This is a genomic window from Buttiauxella sp. AC038 (genome assembly GCF_979253565.1).
The window spans coordinates 748,209-766,881 of the sequence record NZ_CEEDCQ010000001.1 but is presented as its reverse complement, the minus strand read 5'-3'; the positions used below and the strand labels follow the sequence as shown (position 1 = coordinate 766,881).

At 53.0% G+C, this 18,673-nt stretch carries 17 protein-coding genes and 1 riboswitch; of the genes, 13 read left to right on the top strand and 4 right to left on the bottom strand.

Annotated elements, in window-relative coordinates:
* The first annotated feature begins 14 nt into the window (after positions 1–14).
* Genes AC0IXI_RS03700 through hemW form a run of 5 tightly spaced genes read left to right on the top strand, consistent with a single transcriptional unit; the run spans position 15 to position 3,334 of the window.
* Positions 15–719: a YggS family pyridoxal phosphate-dependent enzyme gene (locus tag AC0IXI_RS03700; protein ID WP_064513706.1), complete on the top strand. Its 705-nt coding sequence runs from the start codon at positions 15–17 to the stop codon at positions 717–719.
* 22 nt (positions 720–741) lie between these two features.
* Complete coding sequence (locus tag AC0IXI_RS03695) at positions 742–1,296, top strand: YggT family protein (protein WP_064513707.1); 555 nt, start codon at positions 742–744, stop codon at positions 1,294–1,296.
* Entirely contained in the window at positions 1,293–1,583 is a 291-nt protein-coding gene (yggU, locus tag AC0IXI_RS03690; RefSeq protein ID WP_064513708.1) for a DUF167 family protein YggU, read from the top strand. The genes AC0IXI_RS03695 and yggU overlap by 4 nt, the downstream gene beginning before the upstream one ends.
* A gap of 28 nt (positions 1,584–1,611) precedes the next feature.
* Positions 1,612–2,205 (top strand): XTP/dITP diphosphatase, encoded by a 594-nt coding sequence (locus AC0IXI_RS03685; RefSeq protein ID WP_471681944.1) that lies wholly within the window; start codon positions 1,612–1,614, stop codon positions 2,203–2,205.
* Positions 2,198–3,334 carry a radical SAM family heme chaperone HemW gene (gene hemW / locus AC0IXI_RS03680; RefSeq protein WP_064513713.1) on the top strand — a complete coding sequence of 379 codons (1,137 nt, stop codon included), beginning with the start codon at positions 2,198–2,200 and terminating at the stop codon, positions 3,332–3,334. Before AC0IXI_RS03685 ends, hemW begins: the two co-directional genes overlap by 8 nt.
* A gap of 44 nt (positions 3,335–3,378) precedes the next feature.
* Here the strand turns inward: hemW and AC0IXI_RS03675 are convergent, their stop codons facing one another.
* Both AC0IXI_RS03675 and sgrT read right to left on the bottom strand, forming a co-directional pair.
* Complete coding sequence (locus tag AC0IXI_RS03675) at positions 3,379–4,557, bottom strand: sugar efflux transporter (RefSeq protein WP_064513714.1); 1,179 nt, start codon at positions 4,555–4,557, stop codon at positions 3,379–3,381.
* A gap of 141 nt (positions 4,558–4,698) precedes the next feature.
* Positions 4,699–4,860: a glucose uptake inhibitor SgrT gene (gene sgrT / locus AC0IXI_RS03670; protein ID WP_072011208.1), complete on the bottom strand. Its 162-nt coding sequence runs from the start codon at positions 4,858–4,860 to the stop codon at positions 4,699–4,701.
* Positions 4,861–4,948: 88 nt separating this feature from the next.
* Here sgrT and sgrR point away from each other — a divergent pair, with 88 nt between their 5' ends.
* The 4 genes from sgrR (at position 4,949) to thiQ (ending at position 10,178) form a co-directional block, all read left to right on the top strand.
* Positions 4,949–6,637, top strand: a complete 1,689-nt coding sequence (gene sgrR / locus AC0IXI_RS03665) for an HTH-type transcriptional regulator SgrR (RefSeq protein WP_471681943.1) — start codon at positions 4,949–4,951, stop codon at positions 6,635–6,637.
* Between the two features lie 25 nt (positions 6,638–6,662).
* Positions 6,663–6,762, top strand: a riboswitch (TPP riboswitch).
* 36 nt (positions 6,763–6,798) lie between these two features.
* A complete protein-coding gene (thiB, locus tag AC0IXI_RS03660) occupies positions 6,799–7,782 on the top strand; it encodes a thiamine ABC transporter substrate binding subunit (RefSeq protein WP_471681942.1) in 984 nt (327 codons plus the stop codon).
* Positions 7,758–9,395 (top strand): thiamine/thiamine pyrophosphate ABC transporter permease ThiP, encoded by a 1,638-nt coding sequence (thiP, locus tag AC0IXI_RS03655; protein ID WP_134184626.1) that lies wholly within the window; start codon positions 7,758–7,760, stop codon positions 9,393–9,395. Before thiB ends, thiP begins: the two co-directional genes overlap by 25 nt.
* A 78-nt stretch (positions 9,396–9,473) precedes the next feature.
* Positions 9,474–10,178, top strand: a complete 705-nt coding sequence (thiQ, locus tag AC0IXI_RS03650) for a thiamine ABC transporter ATP-binding protein ThiQ (RefSeq protein ID WP_064514201.1) — start codon at positions 9,474–9,476, stop codon at positions 10,176–10,178.
* Here thiQ and AC0IXI_RS03645 read toward each other — a convergent pair.
* Both AC0IXI_RS03645 and araC read right to left on the bottom strand, forming a co-directional pair.
* Complete coding sequence (locus AC0IXI_RS03645) at positions 10,162–10,935, bottom strand: DedA family protein (RefSeq protein WP_134184628.1); 774 nt, start codon at positions 10,933–10,935, stop codon at positions 10,162–10,164. The genes thiQ and AC0IXI_RS03645 overlap by 17 nt on opposite strands.
* Positions 10,936–11,035: 100 nt before the next feature.
* Positions 11,036–11,881 carry an arabinose operon transcriptional regulator AraC gene (araC, locus tag AC0IXI_RS03640; protein ID WP_471681941.1) on the bottom strand — a complete coding sequence of 282 codons (846 nt, stop codon included), beginning with the start codon at positions 11,879–11,881 and terminating at the stop codon, positions 11,036–11,038.
* 340 nt (positions 11,882–12,221) lie between these two features.
* Between araC and araB the strand changes: the two genes are divergently transcribed.
* The 4 genes from araB (at position 12,222) to polB (ending at position 18,644) form a co-directional block, all read left to right on the top strand.
* Complete coding sequence (araB, locus tag AC0IXI_RS03635) at positions 12,222–13,928, top strand: ribulokinase (RefSeq protein WP_471681940.1); 1,707 nt, start codon at positions 12,222–12,224, stop codon at positions 13,926–13,928.
* Between the two features lie 10 nt (positions 13,929–13,938).
* A complete protein-coding gene (gene araA / locus AC0IXI_RS03630; RefSeq protein ID WP_471681939.1) occupies positions 13,939–15,441 on the top strand; it encodes an L-arabinose isomerase in 1,503 nt (500 codons plus the stop codon).
* A gap of 71 nt (positions 15,442–15,512) precedes the next feature.
* Positions 15,513–16,208, top strand: a complete 696-nt coding sequence (araD, locus tag AC0IXI_RS03625; protein ID WP_471681938.1) for an L-ribulose-5-phosphate 4-epimerase — start codon at positions 15,513–15,515, stop codon at positions 16,206–16,208.
* A gap of 75 nt (positions 16,209–16,283) precedes the next feature.
* The gene (gene polB, locus AC0IXI_RS03620; RefSeq protein ID WP_471681937.1) at positions 16,284–18,644 is read left to right on the top strand and encodes a DNA polymerase II; all 2,361 of its coding nucleotides are present in this window, start codon (positions 16,284–16,286) and stop codon (positions 18,642–18,644) included.
* The last annotated feature ends 29 nt before the right edge of the window (positions 18,645–18,673 follow it).

The window sequence follows — 18,673 nt, the reverse complement described above, 5'->3', positions numbered from 1 at the left end:
TCACTTTCCAACCTATGAACGAGATAGCGCACAATCTGGCACAGGTTCAGAATAAAATCTTAGCGGCAACTGAACGCTGCGGCCGTGCTCCAGAAGAAGTGACTTTGCTTGCAGTGAGCAAAACAAAGCCTGCGGGTGCCATCGCAGAAGCCGTTGCTGCCGGGCAACGCGCGTTTGGTGAAAACTACGTGCAGGAAGGCGTGGATAAAATTCGTTACTTTGCCGAAAACGGCGAAGAAACCCTTGAGTGGCACTTTATCGGCCCGTTGCAGTCGAACAAAAGCCGTCTGGTTGCAGAGCATTTTGACTGGTGCCACACCGTTGATCGGTTGCGCATTGCCAGCCGTCTGAGCGAACAACGCCCGGACGAAATGGCTCCGCTTAACGTGCTGATTCAAATCAATATCAGTGATGAACAAAGCAAATCTGGCATTGCGATAAGTGAGCTTGAAACACTCGCGGCTGATATTGCCGCTCTGCCGGGTCTGGTGTTACGAGGTTTGATGGCAATTCCTGCCCCTGAACCTGATTACGAGCGTCAGTTAGCGGTTTGCCAGAAAATGGCAGCAGCTTTCGAATCGCTCAAAAACCGTTACCCAACGGTTGATACGTTGTCCCTGGGCATGACCGATGACATGGACGCCGCGATTGCCGCAGGCAGCACCATGGTGCGCATTGGAACCGCTATTTTCGGCGCGCGGGATTATTCCGCACGTTAATCACTAAATTTTGAGGAACGCCATGCTGACGTTGACTTTCCTGGTCAAAACACTGATTGAACTGTATGTGATGGTGCTGCTGATTCGCATCTGGATGCAGTGGTCGCGTTGTGACTTTTACAACCCTTTTGCGCAGTTTATCGTCAAGATTACCCAGCCGATTGTTGGACCGCTGCGCCGGATCATTCCGTCGATTGGGCCAATTGATACCGCCTCTTTGCTGGTGGCGTTTATTCTCACCACATTGAAGTACCCGGTTTTGCTGCTCATTCAGGTTGGCGCTTTATCGCTTGACCCGATGAACCTGCTGGTGGGCTTGTTATCACTGCTCAAATCCGCCGGTACGCTGGTGTTCTGGGTGATCATTATCCGCTCGCTGATGAGCTGGATAAGCCAGGGCCGCAGCCCAATTGAATACGTGTTGATGCAGCTCACTGAGCCAATGATGGCGCCCATTCGCCGCGTGCTTCCGGCTATGGGTGGCATCGATTTTTCAGCGATGATCGTCATTTTGATTCTCTACGCGCTGAATTACCTCGGCATGGACTTGTTCCCGGGGCTTTGGTATTTGCTGTGAGTGCAGTGAGCCTTAACTCCGACGGGCTGGTTTTACGGCTGTATATTCAGCCTAAAGCCAGCCGGGATAGCATTATCGGGCTACATGGCGACGAGCTTAAAGTCGCCATCACCGCCCCACCGATAGACGGCAAAGCTAACGCTCATCTGGTAAAATACCTGGCTAAGCAGTTCAAAGTTGCCAAAAGCCAGGTGCTGCTTGAGAAAGGCGAACTGGGCCGCCATAAACAAATTAAGATTATCGACCCGCAACACATCCCGACGGAAGTCGCGGCTTTGCTCGAATAATTAGCCAATTTCACAGGATTTTCTCACTATGCAAAAAGTTGTCCTCGCAACCGGTAACGCCGGTAAAGTGCGTGAACTCGCCGATTTACTGGGCGATTTTGGTCTGGATGTTGTGGCGCAAACTGAGCTGGGCGTGGAGTCAGCCGAAGAAACTGGGCTGACGTTTATCGAGAATGCCATTCTGAAAGCGCGCCATGCCGCACAGGTTACCGGCCTGCCTGCCATCGCCGATGACTCCGGTCTGGCTGTTGATGTGCTGGGTGGTGCTCCGGGGATTTACTCCGCACGCTACGCAGGCGTGGATGCATCCGACCAGCAGAACCTGGAAAAGTTACTGGCTACACTGAAAGATGTGCCGGACGATCAGCGCAAAGCACGATTCCATTGCGTGCTGGTCTATATGCGCCATGCAGAAGATCCAACGCCACTCGTGTGTCACGGTAGCTGGGAAGGCCAGATTACCCGCGAAGCAGCAGGCCAGGGTGGCTTCGGCTACGACCCTATTTTCTTTGTCCCGAGTGAAAGCAAAACTGCCGGTGAGCTTACTCGTGATGAAAAACGTGCGATCTCCCACCGTGGGCGAGCACTGAAACTGTTACTGGAAGCAATGAAAAATGGCTAATTTGCCACCTCTGAGTCTCTATATTCATATCCCGTGGTGCGTGCAGAAGTGCCCCTACTGTGACTTCAACTCTCATGCACTCAAAGGCGACGTACCGCACGATGAGTATGTCGCCCACCTGTTGCGCGATCTGGAAAATGACGCGCCAATGGCACAAGGACGTGAAATAAAGACCATCTTTATTGGTGGCGGTACGCCGAGTCTACTTTCAGGCGAGGCGATGCAAAACCTGCTCGACGGTGTGCGTGCACGCCTACCGGTGGCAGCGGATGCGGAAATTACCATGGAAGCGAACCCCGGGACGGTAGAAGCAGACCGTTTCGTGAGTTACCAGCGCGCTGGCGTGAACCGCATCTCTATCGGCGTGCAGAGTTTCAGCGAACCGAAACTCAAGCGCCTGGGGCGTATTCACGATTCTGGCGAAGCAAAGCGTGCAGCACATCTGGCAAACGGTCTTGGCTTGCGCAGCTTTAACCTGGATCTCATGCACGGCCTGCCGGATCAGACTCTGGAAGAAGCGCTCGATGATTTGCGCCAGGCGATTGAACTGAACCCACCGCATCTTTCGTGGTATCAGCTGACGATTGAGCCGAATACTTTGTTTAGCTCACGCCCGCCAAAACTGCCGGACGACGACGCACTGTGGGATATTTTCGAGCAGGGCGACAAACTGCTGACGGCTGCCGGTTACCAGCAATACGAAACCTCGGCCTATGCGAAACCAGGCTACCAGTGCCAGCACAACCTGAACTACTGGCGCTTTGGTGATTATCTGGGGATTGGCTGCGGTGCCCACGGCAAGGTGACATTTGAAGACGGACGCATTATGCGTACCGCCAAAACTCGTCATCCGCGCGGTTACATGGAAGGCAAATACCTCGATAAGCAGCACGATGTTGAACAAGCCGACAAACCATTCGAGTTCTTTATGAACCGTTTCCGTCTGCTGGAAGCCGCGCCTCGCAACGAATTTAGCCTGTATACCGGGCTTGATGAGTCGGTGATTCGTGCGCAGTTAGACGAGGCAATGGCTAAAGATTATTTGATTGAGACAGAAGAGTTTTGGCAGATTACCGAACACGGTAAGCTGTTTTTGAATTCGCTATTAGAAATTTTTCTGGCCGAATGATTATCTGTCGGATGACGTACAGCGTCATCCGACATTATTTCAGCTTAAATATTCTTTACCCGACTGGTCAGAATCAACGCCAACACCGACAACCCCGCAATTAGCCAGTACACTGAATGGTGCCCGAAGCTCTCCGCCAGCGCACCCTGTAACACGCCCGCCAGAATCACGCCCGTCGAAATACTGTTTGTAAATAAAGTGGTCGCCGAACCCGGCCTGCCCGGCATCAAATCCTGGAACCACAACATCCCGATACCGGCGACAATCCCGATAAACACCGCGTTAAAAAGCTGAAGTAACAGCAGCGCCGTGCGACTATGGAACAGAATCAATCCGACGTAGAACAACACGCCAGCCGCCACAGCAATCACCATCATACGGCGTTTACCAAAACGCTTAACGTAATAACCTGCAAGGATCATCGCCGGGATCTCAAGGCCCGCAGCGGTGCCCATCAGAAGCCCCGCCAGCGATTCAGGCAGCCCTAAATCAGTGCTGACCCATAACGGCATATCAATGATGTACATGGTGTTGCAGGTCCACATCAACATGGAGGCGATAAACAGCATGCGAACGTTTTTGTCTTTCCAGCCGCTGACCTGCGTGAGGGCAACATCTGCGGGTTGTTCAATCCTGCTCACTGAGGGGAGTGCAAAGAAAATGAGCGCCAGCGAGATAACGAAAATCCCGGCCGCGATCAGGAACATGGTGGTGAAACCGTAGTTTAGCGCCAGCATAAATGACAGCGGCGGCCCGATAACCCAGGCAAGCGAGAGCTGCGCACGCATTATCGAGCTGAACATCACCACCTCTCGCGCCGAGCTATCGGCATACTCGCGGGCAAGAGCGAAGATTTGTGGCATCGCCGTGTTGGCAATAGACGCGAACATAACGCCAACGGTAATTAACGTCAGGTAATGGCGGTTAAAAGCAAACAACACGCAGTTTGCCACGGCCATAACGCAACAAACCATAATTAGTTTGCGACGGTCGCCCCGGTTATCTGAACGCTTCGCCAGCGCCAGGCTGACGAGTATCCCGGCTATCGCATTGACGGTATAAAACAGCCCGACCCAGAACGGTCGCACCTGCACTTCACGCGTTAAAAACAGGCTAAGAGTGGGAGCCTGAAGTGCACCCGCAATCCCCATCATAAAAGCCACAACCATAAATGCGGCGTACACCGGATTGAGGCGGCGTCCTCGTGTCAAAAACCACAGCATGCAGAAATTCCTTTTGTTCGAGCGCTCACTGGGTGTGCAAAACGTAAACTATACCCTAATGACGGGTATAAAAAAGCCAGCAGGAACAATCTGCTGGCCAGGTGAAATTCACCAATTCTCAGTCACACATGTATCAACGAGTCAGTACTTCACGGTCACGGAAGTTGTCACCTCCCACTGCATTAAGTCCTCAAGCATCCTTAGACGTTGCGATGCTGTCAGGCGAGCCAGCCATCCAGCGGAAACACTTTGGGTTGCGGTAAAATACTGTTGATAGAACTTAACAACTGGCGACCGTTTCATATGTACCTCCTCGCTTTCAACGTTGATGATTATTGGCGTAATATGAGGAAAGTTAAATTGATGAGTTTCTGACGGGAGTTCCTCTTTTATGTCCAGCAGTCGTCTGCAACAACAGTTCATACGTTTATGGCAAAACTTTGAAGGTAAACCGCAGGAAACCACGCTCAATGAGCTGGCAGATCTGCTGAATTGTTCCCGCCGCCATATGCGTACACTACTGAGCGCGATGCAGGAAAAGGGCTGGCTCAGCTGGAAAGCAGAGGTCGGGCGCGGCAAGCGTTCACAGCTGGAATTCCTGTATACCGGCCTTGCGCTGCAACAACAGCGGGCAGAAGATCTTCTCGAGCAGGATCGTATTGATCAACTGGTGCAGATCGTCGGTGACAAAGCCGCAGTACGCCAGATGTTGATCTCCCATCTGGGCCGCAGCTTCCGCCAGGGGCGGCATATCCTGCGCGTGCTCTATTACCGCCCGCTATTAAATCTGTTACCAGGCTCGGCATTACGCCGCTCGGAAACCCATATTGCCAGGCAAATTTTCAGTGGGTTAATCCGTATAAATGAGGAAAATGGGGAACTGGAAGCAGATATTGCCCATCACTGGCAGCAAATTTCCCCATTACACTGGCGTTTTTATCTGCGCCCCGGCATTCATTTTCACCATGGCCGCGAACTGGACATGCTGGATGTCATGACATCTTTGCAACGAATTAATGCGTTGCCACTCTACGCACACATTACGCAAATCAGCTCGCCAACCACATGGACGCTGGATATCACGCTCTCGCAGCCCGACCAATGGCTACCTTGGTTATTGGGCAGTGTTAACGCAATGATCCTGCCGCGTGAATGGCAGACATTAAGCAATTTTGCCCGTCAGCCTGTTGGGTCAGGCCCCTATTCGGTGGTGCGCAACAATAACAACCAATTGAAAATTCAGGCTTACGATGATTACTTCGGCTATCGCGCATTGATTGACGAGGTAAATTTCTGGGTATTGCCAGAGATCGGTGAAGATGTCAGTTGCGCAGTGCAACTATCGGGCATGCCTGATAGTGAAAAAGCCGTCGAAAGCCGTCTGGAAGAAGGCTGCTATTACATTTTGTTTGATAGGCGATCCAAATCTGGCAGTAATGACGACGTTCGCCGCTGGCTAAGCCATGTGTTGGCCCCCATTCATCTGCTTTATAGCGCGGGTGCTCAAAACCAGCAGTACTGGTTTCCTGCGTATGGTTTACTGCCGCGCTGGCACCACGCGCGCCCACAACCGGTGCTTGAAAAACCTGATAGTCTGGAATCTGTAACGCTGACGTTTTACCGCGACCACGTTGAACACCGCATGATCAGTAAAGTGATGGAAGAGTTGCTGGCCCGCATGGGGGTAAAACTGGTGGTGCAGGAAGTCAGTTATGAAGAGTGGCACCAGGGTGAGGCAGAAAGTGATATCTGGCTGAACAGTGCCAACTTCACGCTGCCGCTGGAGTTTTCACTCTATTCGCATCTTTATGAAGTGCCGCTGATTCAGAAATGCATTGCGAATGACTGGGAAACGGATACCCGAAAATGGCATAACGGTGAGCTTTCGCTCCCGGAATGGTGCCAGAGTCGCGTTGAAAATAATGATATTTTGCCGTTAATCCACCACTGGCTGCGCATTGAAGGGCAACGCAGTATGCGCGGTGTGCGAATGAACACATTGGGTTGGTTTGATTTTAAATCGGCATGGTTTGCACCACCGGAACCGCAATCTTTGAGTACGGGTAAAGAGCTTTCGTAAGTTTCACAAAATCATTACAATGCACGCGTTCTCAACGGGGTGCTAAGACGAAAGTCTGGCTGAGATAATACCCGTCGAACCTGATCCGGATAACGCCGGCGAAGGGATTTGAGGCTCAATTCTCAAAGTCCTTTGCCACCCCTAATTCCAAGAGGTGCAAAGTGTTCAAAAAATTCCTGCCGTTACTGGCGCTCATCGCAGCCCCTGTTTTCGCCAAACCCCTGCTGACTGTTTACACCTACGACTCCTTCGCTGCCGACTGGGGCCCAGGCCCTGCGGTAAAAAAAGCCTTTGAAGCGGACTGCAATTGCGAGCTGAAATTCGTCGCACTCGAAGATGGTGTTTCCTTGCTTAACCGCCTACGCATGGAGGGTAAAAACAGCAAAGCTGACGTGGTTTTAGGGCTGGATAACAACCTGCTGGAAGCGGCGGCACAAACGAAATTGTTTGCTCCGAGCAATGTTGAAACCAGCTCGCTAAACATTCCTGGCGGGTGGAACAACAATACCTTTGTGCCATTCGATTACGGTTATTTCGCTTTTGTGTATGACAAAAACAAACTCAAAAACCCGCCGAAAAGCCTGAAAGAATTGGTTGAAAGCGACCAGAAATGGAAAGTGATTTACCAGGATCCACGCACCAGCACGCCAGGTCTCGGCCTGCTGTTATGGATGCAAAAAGTATATGGCGACAAAACGCCTGAAGCCTGGGCGAAACTGGCGAAGAAAACCGTCACCGTCACCAAAGGCTGGTCCGAAGCCTACGGCCTGTTCCTGAAAGGTGAAGGCGATCTGGTGATGAGCTACACCACTTCTCCGGCATATCACATTATTGAAGAGAAAAAAGATAACTACGCGGCAGCCAATTTCAGCGAAGGGCACTATTTGCAGGTCGAAGTAGCGGGCCGCCTGGCCTCCAGCAAACAGCCTGAGCTGGCGCAAAAGTTCATGAAATTCATCACAACGCCTGAATTCCAGAACACCATTCCAACCGGCAACTGGATGTATCCGGTAACAGATGTGAAATTGCCGGAAGGCTTTAACGGCCTGGTCAAACCACAGACCACGCTGGAGTTTAGCCCGCAAGACGTTTCATCCCATCGCGCCAGCTGGATCAGTGAATGGCAACGCTCCGTCAGCCGCTGATCCCCGGCTGGCTGATTCCAGGGCTATGCGCCGCCACGCTGGTGGTCGCCGTCGCCCTGGCAGCTTTTCTGGCGTTGTGGTTTAACGCGCCTCAAACCGATATCCGCGCATTGGTGCAGGATAGTTATTTGTGGCATGTGCTGCGCTTCTCTTTCTGGCAGGCATTTCTCTCGGCTGCCCTTTCGGTGCTCCCGGCTATTTTTCTGGCCCGGGCGCTTTACCGACGCCGTTTCCCAGGGCGATTAGCACTGTTACGTCTGTGCGCCATGACGCTGGTGTTGCCGGTGTTAGTTGCCGTGTTTGGGATTCTGACGGTGTATGGCCGCGAAGGCTGGCTGGCCTCATTGTGCGCCAGACTTGGCATCGAATGGGGGTTCTCACCGTATGGCCTGAAAGGCATTTTGCTGGCACACGTATTTTTCAACTTGCCGATGGCAACCCGCCTGCTGCTTCAGGCGCTGGAAAATATCCCCAGCGAACAGCGCCAGGTCGCCGCACAGCTTGGTATGCAGGGCTGGAATTTCTTCCGCTTTGTCGAATGGCCGTGGCTACGGCGCCAGATCCTTCCTGCCGCCGCACTGATTTTTATGCTCTGCTTCGCAAGTTTTGCCACCGTGCTTTCGCTCGGCGGCGGGCCGCAGGCAACCACCATTGAACTGGCTATCTTCCAGGCCCTCAGTTACGACTACGATCCCGCACGTGCGGCACTGCTCGCAATAGTACAAATGGTTTGCTGCCTTGGCCTCGTTTTGATGAGCCAGCGGCTGAGCAAAGCGATTCCGGTGGGAATCAGCCAAATGCAAGGCTGGCGCGACCCGCAAGATAACCTACGCCGAAAACTGTGCGACGGGTTGTTAATTTCACTCGCAATGTTGCTGCTATTGCCCCCGCTGCTGGCGGTCATCATTGATGGCATCAACAGCGGATTTAACAGCGTGCTTTCACAGCCAATTCTCTGGCAGGCATTATTCACCTCGTTAAGAATTGCAGTCGGCGCGGGGCTGATAAGCGTCGTCATTACGGTAATGCTGCTGTGGAGTTCGCGGGAATTGCGCCTGCGCAACCGCGCATTTGCCGGGCAAGCGCTGGAGTTGAGCGGCATGTTAATTCTCGCCATGCCAGGCATCGTGCTGGCGACCGGCTTTTTCCTGTTGCTTAATAACACGGTAGGTTTGCCGCAATCCGCCGATGGCATTGTGATTTTCACCAATGCATTAATGGCGGTTCCTTACGCCCTGAAAGTGCTGGAAAACCCAATGCTGGATGTGGCAGAACGCTACAACAAGCTGTGCCAGTCGCTGAATATCAGCGGCTTAAACCGCCTGCGTTATATCGAATTACGCGCGCTAAAACGGCCTCTGGCACAAGCGCTGGCATTTGCCTGTGTGCTGTCGATTGGTGATTTTGGCGTAGTGGCGCTGTTCGGCAATGAAGATTTCCGCACGCTGCCGTTTTATCTTTATCAACAAATTGGTTCATATCGTAGCCAGGATGGTGCGGTTACTGCGCTTATCCTGCTGATACTGTGCTTTGCTTTATTCACATTGATTGAAAAACTTCCGGGACGCGATTCCCAAAATGATTCAGGTTGCAGGAAGGCGGCAAGTGAATGAAGCCTGGGAAGATAGAAAACTATGTGACCTGGATGAAAGAACGCAGCCAACACACCTGCAACTTGAAGGATGAAGGGAATGCTAACGCTAACTGATGTAACCTGGCTCTATCACCATTTACCGATGCGCTTTTCGATGCAAATTAACGCCGGAGAACGCGTTGCGGTGCTGGGACCAAGCGGGGCGGGGAAAAGTACGCTGCTGAGTTTGATTGCCGGTTTTCTCACCCCTGCCAGCGGGCAGATTATGCTGCATGGCAACGACCATACGGCGACGGCACCCGCACAGCGCCCGGTATCGATGCTGTTCCAGGAGAACAATCTTTTCAACCACCTTACGGTGCGCCAGAACATTGGCCTGGGGCTAAACCCCGGCCTTAAGCTCAGCGCGGCACAACAGGAACGCCTGGCGACGATTGCCAGCCAGATGGCGATAAGTGATTTACTCGACAGGCTGCCAGCGCAGCTTTCCGGCGGCCAGCGCCAGCGTGTCGCTCTTGCCCGTTGCCTGGTGCGCGAACAACCGATTTTACTGCTTGATGAACCATTTTCAGCACTCGACCCGGCGCTACGCCAGGAGATGCTGCAACTGCTCGATAACCTGTGTCGCCAGCAACAGCTGACGCTATTGATGGTGTCACACAGTATTGAAGATGCAGCACGAATTGCCGAAAGAAGTCTGGTGGTGGTCGATGGCCGTATCGCCTGGGATGGCGATACGGCAACCTTATTGAGCGGAGAAGCCAGTGCATCAGCACTGTTGGGTATTAGTGGTGCCCGGTGAGCACTTTCCAAAGAATGCTGCGGTAAATCGGCATCATCGGGTGCATCTGGATTGCAACAAAGCTCCCCACGGCCAGCACCGTCATTGTTGGTGCTAACCAATGCAAACGAGCGCGCGGCAAGTACTGAGTTAAACGGTCAGTACTTGCTTTACCACTGCGCCACCAGCGCCAACACAACCATCCCGCTAGCCACAGCCCCAGTGCTACTAGCAGCAAGAGCCATTTAAAGCTGCTGCTTTGCATATCCGCAGGAATATCAATCGCGGCACCCGCCAGAATCCCCGGCAAGAAGTAGATGGGTGGCCAGAAAATGCAGCCAATAATATTCGGGACGATAAATTTAGAAACCGGAAGATCTAACATGCCCGCGACCATCGGCACCAGTGGGCGCGTTGGGCCAACAAAGCGGCCAACCAGGATGGTAAACATGCTGTGCTGATGCAGCGCATGCTCGGTTTTATCCAGCAGCGCTTTGTTCTTTTTCATAAACGACCAGCGATGCAGCGGCCCTTTAAAGCGGCCTCCCAGCCAGAACGAAATCCAGTCGCCCAGCAGGCAACCGATAATCCCCGCAGCCCAGGCGTGATAGAACCCAACCTGCCCGCCACCAATCAGCGCACCAAGCCCCGCCATCATTACCGTGCCAGGAAGGATAAGCCCCACCAGCGCCAGAGATTCCAGAAAAGCCACCAGCATCACCGCAAAAAGCGAATACGCCACTGACTGAGTAATAAAGTGTTCCAGCAAAGCTTCCATAAAGCGTCCGTCGAGAAACGAGTGGGCGATTCTCCTGAGTGTGGAATGAAGCGTCAAGCCATCATTTGTATGAATCAATAATAGCGGCTATTCACATATATTATTCACAGCCGGCACGAAACTCGCTCGGGCTGGCTCCTGTGCACTTTTTGAAAACGCGCGAGAAGTAGAGCTGGTCTTCAAAACCGACGTTGCGCCCGACGCTGGCAATCGGCATGCGGGTGGTGCTGAGCAACAGTTTGGCCTGCAGGATGCGTTGGTCTTCACGCCAGCTTAAAACGCTGACGCCAAGCTGCTGGCGGAACAAGTGCGACAGGCGAGAAGGCGATAAACAGACATGCTGCGCCACCCCTGCAATATCAAAATGGTTATTGGCCAGGTGGTCGCTGATATACTGGCAGGCATCGCGGACACGGTTATCAAGCGGTGGATTGAGGGAAGCATTCAGCACCTCCATGCGCCGCAACAACAACTGCTCTAACAGGTTAATCGCCAGCAATTCGGCGTAGCGCCCTTCTGCCTGCCCGGCTTCAATTATCTGGCCAAACAACTGTGAAAAATTCTGCTGATGGGCGTCATCAGGACGGAAGAAACCGGTATGCGCAAAGATAGGGTCCCAGTTTAACCACTCCTGCCAGTACGCACGCGGGCGGAAGTAAACCCACTGGTGATACCACTCTTTACTGTCCGGGGCGCGGCCATAGTGATGCACTTCACCCGGAGGGAAAAGCAGAATATCGCCAGGACGGCAGACGTAGTTTTTCCCCTGATTATTGATAACCCCTTCACCCTTCACCGTTAAATTCAGGATGTAACCTTTCATTCCTAACGGACGGTCGATGAAAAAATCCAGCGGCCCTTCGGCTTCAATCGGCGTTAATCCCGCGACTAAATGGGCATTAAAAGAGTACCCCGGTAACAGAGGGTCATTTTGCATTTCAGCCATCAACAAGCTCGCTATTCAAGAGGGGGTACAGAAACAATTTGTCCATATCCGTGCTATGCCTTGCCAGGGCAACACTGTCTGAACCGTAAACCGTCCGATTTTCATCATAACGCCGCAATTTACCTGAACCTATGCTTTTTATCTGACAACCAGGAGGTTTTAAGAAGATAACCAATGTGTTTATAAAAGTAGCAGAAATATCCACATCGATTATTTGCGGGGCGTCACACTTCTCGAAGGCACAGCACATTTCTCCATAACTACAGCGAATACGACCTGACTGTTTTTCTGCATAAAAACTAATGTCATTTCCATAGATAACAGGTCAGGGAGTTTAAAAATGTCGATTGCGCTGGGCCTCGATTTTGGTAGCGATTCTGTTCGCGCTTTAGCCGTTGATTGTGAAAATGGTGCAGAGCTTGCGACCAGTGTGGAATGGTATCCGCGCTGGCAGGAAGGCCAATATTGCGACGCCCCAAATAACCAGTTTCGCCATCACCCACGAGACTATATTGAGTCCATGGAACGGGCAGTAAAAACCGTTCTCGCCGAACTGACGGCTGAACAGCGCGCCCGGGTTTGCGGGATTGGCGTTGACAGCACCGGCTCCACACCCGCGCCAATTGATGCCCAAGGAAATGTGCTGGCTCTGACGACAGAATTTGCCGGCAATCCGAACGCCATGTTTGTGTTGTGGAAAGATCACACCGCCGTAGAAGAAGCCGAAGCCATTACCCGCTTGTGCCATCAGCCCGGCAAAGATGACTACTCCCGTTATATCGGCGGCATCTACTCGAGCGAATGGTTCTGGGCAAAAATCCTGCACGTGACCCGCGCTGACCCACAAGTGGCAAAAGCGGCTGTATCGTGGATTGAATTGTGCGACTGGGTTCCCGCGCTGCTTTCCGGCACCACCCAACCGCAGGATATTCGCCGTGGACGCTGTAGCGCCGGGCATAAGTCTTTGTGGCATGAAAGCTGGGGCGGTCTTCCTCCGGCCAGTTTCTTTGACGAGTTAGATCCGGTTATTAACCAGAATCTGGCTTACCCGATGTTTACCGAAACCTGGACTGCTGATGTTCCGGTTGGGACACTTTCCCCCGAATGGTCTGAGCGCCTCGGTCTGCCGCAAAACGTGGTGATTTCCGGTGGCGCGTTTGACTGCCATATGGGCGCTGTTGGCGCGGGTGCACAGCCGAACACGCTGGTGAAAGTTATCGGCACCTCAACTTGCGACATTTTGATTGCCGACAAACCCACCGTTGGCGACCGCGCCGTAAAAGGCATTTGTGGGCAAGTTGATGGTAGCGTGATCCCTGATTTTATCGGCCTCGAAGCCGGGCAATCGGCATTCGGCGATATCTACGCCTGGTTTGGCCGTGTCCTTGGCTGGCCGCTGGAACAACTGGCGCTTGCACATCCGGAACTGCGTGAGCAAATCAATGCCAGCAAGAAACAACTGCTACCGGCGCTGACGGAAGCTTGGGCTAAGAACCCCTCTCTTGAGCATCTGCCGGTCGTACTCGACTGGTTTAACGGCCGCCGCACCCCGAATGCCAACCAGCGCCTGAAAGGGGTGATCACCGATTTAAACCTGGCAACCGATGCACCCGCACTGTTCGGTGGGCTGATTGCCGCAACCGCCTTTGGTGCCCGCGCCATTATGGAGTGCTTCACCGAACAAGGTATTCCCGTCACTCACGTGATGGCGCTTGGCGGAATTGCACGAAAATCCCCGGTCATCATGCAGGTTTGCTCTGACGTACTAAATCGTCCATTGCAGATTGTTGCCTCTGACCAGTGCTGCGCATTAGGCGCCGCCATTTTTGCCGCCGTTGCTGCTGGCATTCACGCGGATATTTCCCGCGCCCAGCTCGCTATGGCCAGCCAGATTGAAAGCACCCTACAACCTGATTCCCAACGCGCCGAGCGCTTTGAACAGCTCTATCGCCGTTACCAGCAATGGGCGGTTAGCGCGGAACAACACTATCTCCCTTCTGCCCCAGCTGCGGTTACTCGTGTAGCTCAGGCCACTGTGACCCATTAAGGACATGACGATGAACATTTTTGAACAATATGAAGTGTGGTTTGTAATTGGCAGCCAGCATCTCTACGGTGCGGAAACGTTGCGTCAGGTAAATCAACACGCCGAGCAGGTTGTGAATGCGCTCAACAAAGAAGCCAAACTGCCGTGCAAACTGGTGTTGAAACCTTTGGGTACGTCGCCGGATGAAATTACCGCTATCTGCCGCGATGCCAGCTACAGCGATAAATGTGCCGGAATGGTGGTGTGGCTGCACACCTTCTCGCCGGCAAAAATGTGGATCAACGGCCTGAGCATCCTGACCAAGCCGCTGCTGCAATTCCATACCCAGTTCAATGCGCAAATCCCATGGGGAAGCATTGATATGGACTTTATGAACCTGAACCAGACCGCGCATGGCGGCCGTGAGTTCGGTTTTATCGGCGCACGTATGCGCCAACAGCACACCGTGGTGACGGGTCACTGGCAAGATCCACATGCCCATCAACGCATTGGTTCCTGGATGCGCCAGGCGGTGTCCAAACAAGATACTCGTCAGCTAAAAGTGGTGCGTTTTGGTGACAACATGCGTGAAGTTGCCGTGACCGATGGCGACAAAGTTGCCGCGCAGATGAAATTCGGCTTCTCCGTTAATACCTATGCGGTCGGCGACCTGGTTGAAGTGGTTAACGCTGTCAGCGAAGGGGATGTCAACGCGCTGGTCGATGAATACGAAAGCAGTTACCGCCTGACCGCCGTTGCGCAAATCAATGGTGAAAAACGCCAGAACGTCATTGATGCCGCGCGCATTGAATTGGGGATGAAACAGTTCCTCGAACATGGCGGTTTCAACGCCTTTACCACCACCTTTGAAGACCTGCATGGCCTGAAACAACTTCCGGGTCTGGCAGTGCAACGCCTGATGCAGCAAGGCTACGGCTTTGCGGGCGAAGGCGACTGGAAAACCGCCGCTTTGCTTCGCATCATGAAGGTGATGTCAACCGGTCTGCAAGGCGGCACCTCTTTCATGGAGGACTACACCTATCACTTCGAAAACGGCAACGATATGGTGCTCGGCTCCCACATGCTGGAAGTCTGCCCTTCGATCGCACTGGCTGAAAAACCGATTCTCGATGTGCAGCATTTAGGGATCGGTGGCAAAGACGATCCTGCCCGCTTGATCTTCTCAACGCAAACTGGCCCTGCTCTGAACGCGAGCCTTATCGATCTTGGCGATCGTTTCCGCCTGCTGGTGAACTGCGTTGATACCGTTGAAGCCCCGCACCAGTTGCCGAAGCTTCCGGTGGCTAATGCTCTGTGGAAAGCACAGCCCGATCTACCAACCGCTTCTGAAGCGTGGATCCTGGCTGGTGGCGCACACCACACGGTGTTCAGCCAGTCTCTGACGCTTGACGATATGCGCTTGTTCAGCGAACTGCATGGCATCGAACTGTCGGTTATCGACAACGACACCCGCCTGCCTGCATTTAAAGATTCGCTGCGCTGGAACGAGGTTTATTACAGCTTCAAACGCTAAGACGTTTTGCCCCTCACCCCGGCCCTCTCCCTGAGAGAGGGTTCGGGTGAGGGGAAATCCCGGAGAACGATATGTTAGAACAACTCAAACGTCAGGTACTCGAAGCGAATCTCACGCTGCCAAAACACAATCTGGTGACGCTGACCTGGGGTAACGTCAGCGCCGTCGATCGTGAACGGGGGGTGCTGGTCATCAAACCATCCGGCGTCGATTACAGCATCATGACGGCTGAAGACATGGTAGTGGTGAGCCTCGAAACCGGCGAAGTGGTTGAAGGCAATAAAAAACCTTCGTCCGACACACCAACCCATCGCCTGCTGTATCTGCAATTTCCGCACATCGGCGGCATCGTCCACACCCACTCGCGCCACGCGACCATTTGGGCGCAAGCCGGGAAATCCATTCCCGCAACGGGCACCACTCACGCGGATTACTTTTACGGCACCATTCCTTGCACTCGCAAAATGACCGATGAAGAGATCAACGGTGATTACGAATGGCAAACCGGTGAAGTCATCGTAAAAACCTTTGCTGAACGAGGGATCGATGCCGCACAAATGCCTGGTGTGCTGGTGCATTCTCACGGCCCATTTGCCTGGGGAAAAGATCCGGTTGATGCCGTGCATAACGCCATCGTGCTGGAAGAAGTGGCCTATATGGGCATATTCTGCCGCCAGCTCACGCCAGAATTACCGGATATGCAGCAAACATTGCTCGATAAACATTATTTGCGAAAGCATGGTGCTAAGGCTTATTACGGGCAGTAAACACTGTATATAAAAGCAGTAAACCTGCATGAAGTGGTCTATAATCAGACCACTTTTCCTTTATGAGAATGCAGCGTGTCACAAGCCCGCCAAGGTTTTTTGCTAACGCGTCACTGGCGAGATACCCCGCTCGGTACTGAAGTTGAGTTTTGGCTGGCTACGGACGATGGCCCGGTTAAAGTGCGTCTGCCGCGCCAGGAGTCGGTCGCGTTTATCCCCCAGTCGCAACAATCCGAAGTTGCTCGCTTGCTCGCGAAAGAAAGCCAGTATCGGCTCACACCGCTGCCCCTCAAAGATTTCCACCGCCAACCTGTTTGCGGCCTTTATTGCCGACAGCATCGCCAGCTTATGCGTATCGAAAAAGTGCTGCGTGATGGCGGAATAACAGTTTACGAAGCCGATCTTCGCCCGCCAGAGCGCTTCTTGATGGAGCGTTTTATTACTGCTCCCGTCTGGTTTAGCGGCGAACAGCTAAATAATTGGGTGGTTGAAACTAAGCTGAAACCCGCGCCGGATTACCGCCCGCCGCTGAAATGGGTATCGCTGGATATAGAAACAAATCGCCACGGTGAGCTCTATTGCATCGGCCTGGAAGGTTGCGGGCAGCGTGTCGTCTACATGCTTGGACCGGAAAACGGTGACGCCAGCGGGCTGGATTTCACGCTGGAATACGTCGCCAGCCGGCCACTGCTTATCGAAAAACTCAATAGCTGGTTTGCCGAGCACGATCCCGATGTGTTGATCGGCTGGAATGTGGTGCAGTTCGATTTGCGTGTGCTGCAAAAAATGGCCGATCGTTATCAGGTTCCGCTGCGCCTTGGGCGCGAGAACAATTTGCTCGAATGGCGTGAGCACGGTTTTAAACAAGGTGTGTTTTTCGCTCAGGCCGCAGGGCGCGTGATTATCGACGGTATCGAAGCCCTGCGTTCCGCATTCTGGAATTTCTCCTCGTTTTCCCTGGAGACAGTGTCCCGGGAACTGCTTGGTGAAGGCAAAGCGATTGATAACCCGTGGCAACGGATGGACGAAATTGACCGGCGTTTTGCGGAAGATAAACCGGCACTGGCGAAATACAACCTTAAAGACTGTGAGCTGGTGACACGCATTTTCCATAAAACCGAGTTGATGCCATTTTTACTGGAACGGGCAACGGTCAACGGTTTGCCGTTGGACAGGCATGGTGGTTCGGTTGCCGCATTTGGTCACCTTTATATTCCGCGTATGCACCGCGCCGGTTATGTTGCCCCAAATCTTGGCAGCGTCCCCCCGCAGGCGAGTCCCGGCGGCTATGTTATGGACTCACGCCCGGGCCTTTATGACTCGGTGTTAGTGCTCGATTACAAAAGCCTTTATCCGTCGATTATCCGTACTTTTCTTATCGACCCTGTAGGCCTGGTTGAAGGAATGGCGCACCCGGAACCTGAGCATTCCGTTGAGGGTTTTCTCGGTGCGCATTTTTCCCGAACCACACATTGCCTGCCGGAAATCGTCGGGCAAATCTGGTCAGGGCGCGATGAAGCCAAACGCCATGGCAACAAGCCTTTGTCCCAGGCGCTAAAGATCATTATGAATGCGTTTTACGGCGTATTGGGTACCAGTGCCTGCCGCTTCTTTGATCCTCGCCTTGCCTCGTCGATCACCATGCGTGGGCACCAGATCATGCTGCAAACCCGAGAGCTGATTGAATCTCAGGGCTATGACGTGATTTACGGAGATACGGATTCCACGTTTGTCTGGCTGAAAAAAGCCCACTCAGAAGAAGATGCGGCGCGTATAGGCCAGCAATTAGTGAATCACGTTAATGCGTGGTGGAAAGCCCATCTGCAACAGACTCAGCAGTTGGACAGTCAGCTTGAGCTGGAATACGAGTCCCACTTTTGCCGCTTCCTGATGCCAACCATTCGCGGCACCGTTGAAGGTTCCAAAAAACGCTACGCCGGAATGATTCAGGAAAATGATAAGCAGCGAATGGTGTTTAAAGGGCTGGAAACCGTGCGTACTGACTGGACGCCGCTGGCGCAAGAGTTCCAGAAAACGCTTTATTTACGGGTTTTTCGCAACGAACCGTATCAGGATTATATTCGCGAAACTATCGCCAGTTTGATGGCCGGTGAACTGGATGATCAGCTGATTTACCGTAAACGCCTGCGTCGGCCATTAAGCGAATATCAAAAAAATGTGCCGCCGCATGTCCGTGCTGCACGCCTTGCGGATGAGCATAATCAACGGCTTGGGCGGGCTGCACAATATCAGAACCGCGGGACAATCAAGTATGTGATTACCACTAGCGGTCCTGAGCCTGTGGATTATCAGGAATCGCCGCTGGACTACGATCACTACCTGACCCGCCAGCTCCAACCCGTGGCTGAAGGAATTTTACCCTTCCTTGAGGATGACTTTGCTACACTGATGACAGGACAGTTAGGGTTATTTTGACGGTGACGAACGCGTTTCCTTCCAGTACC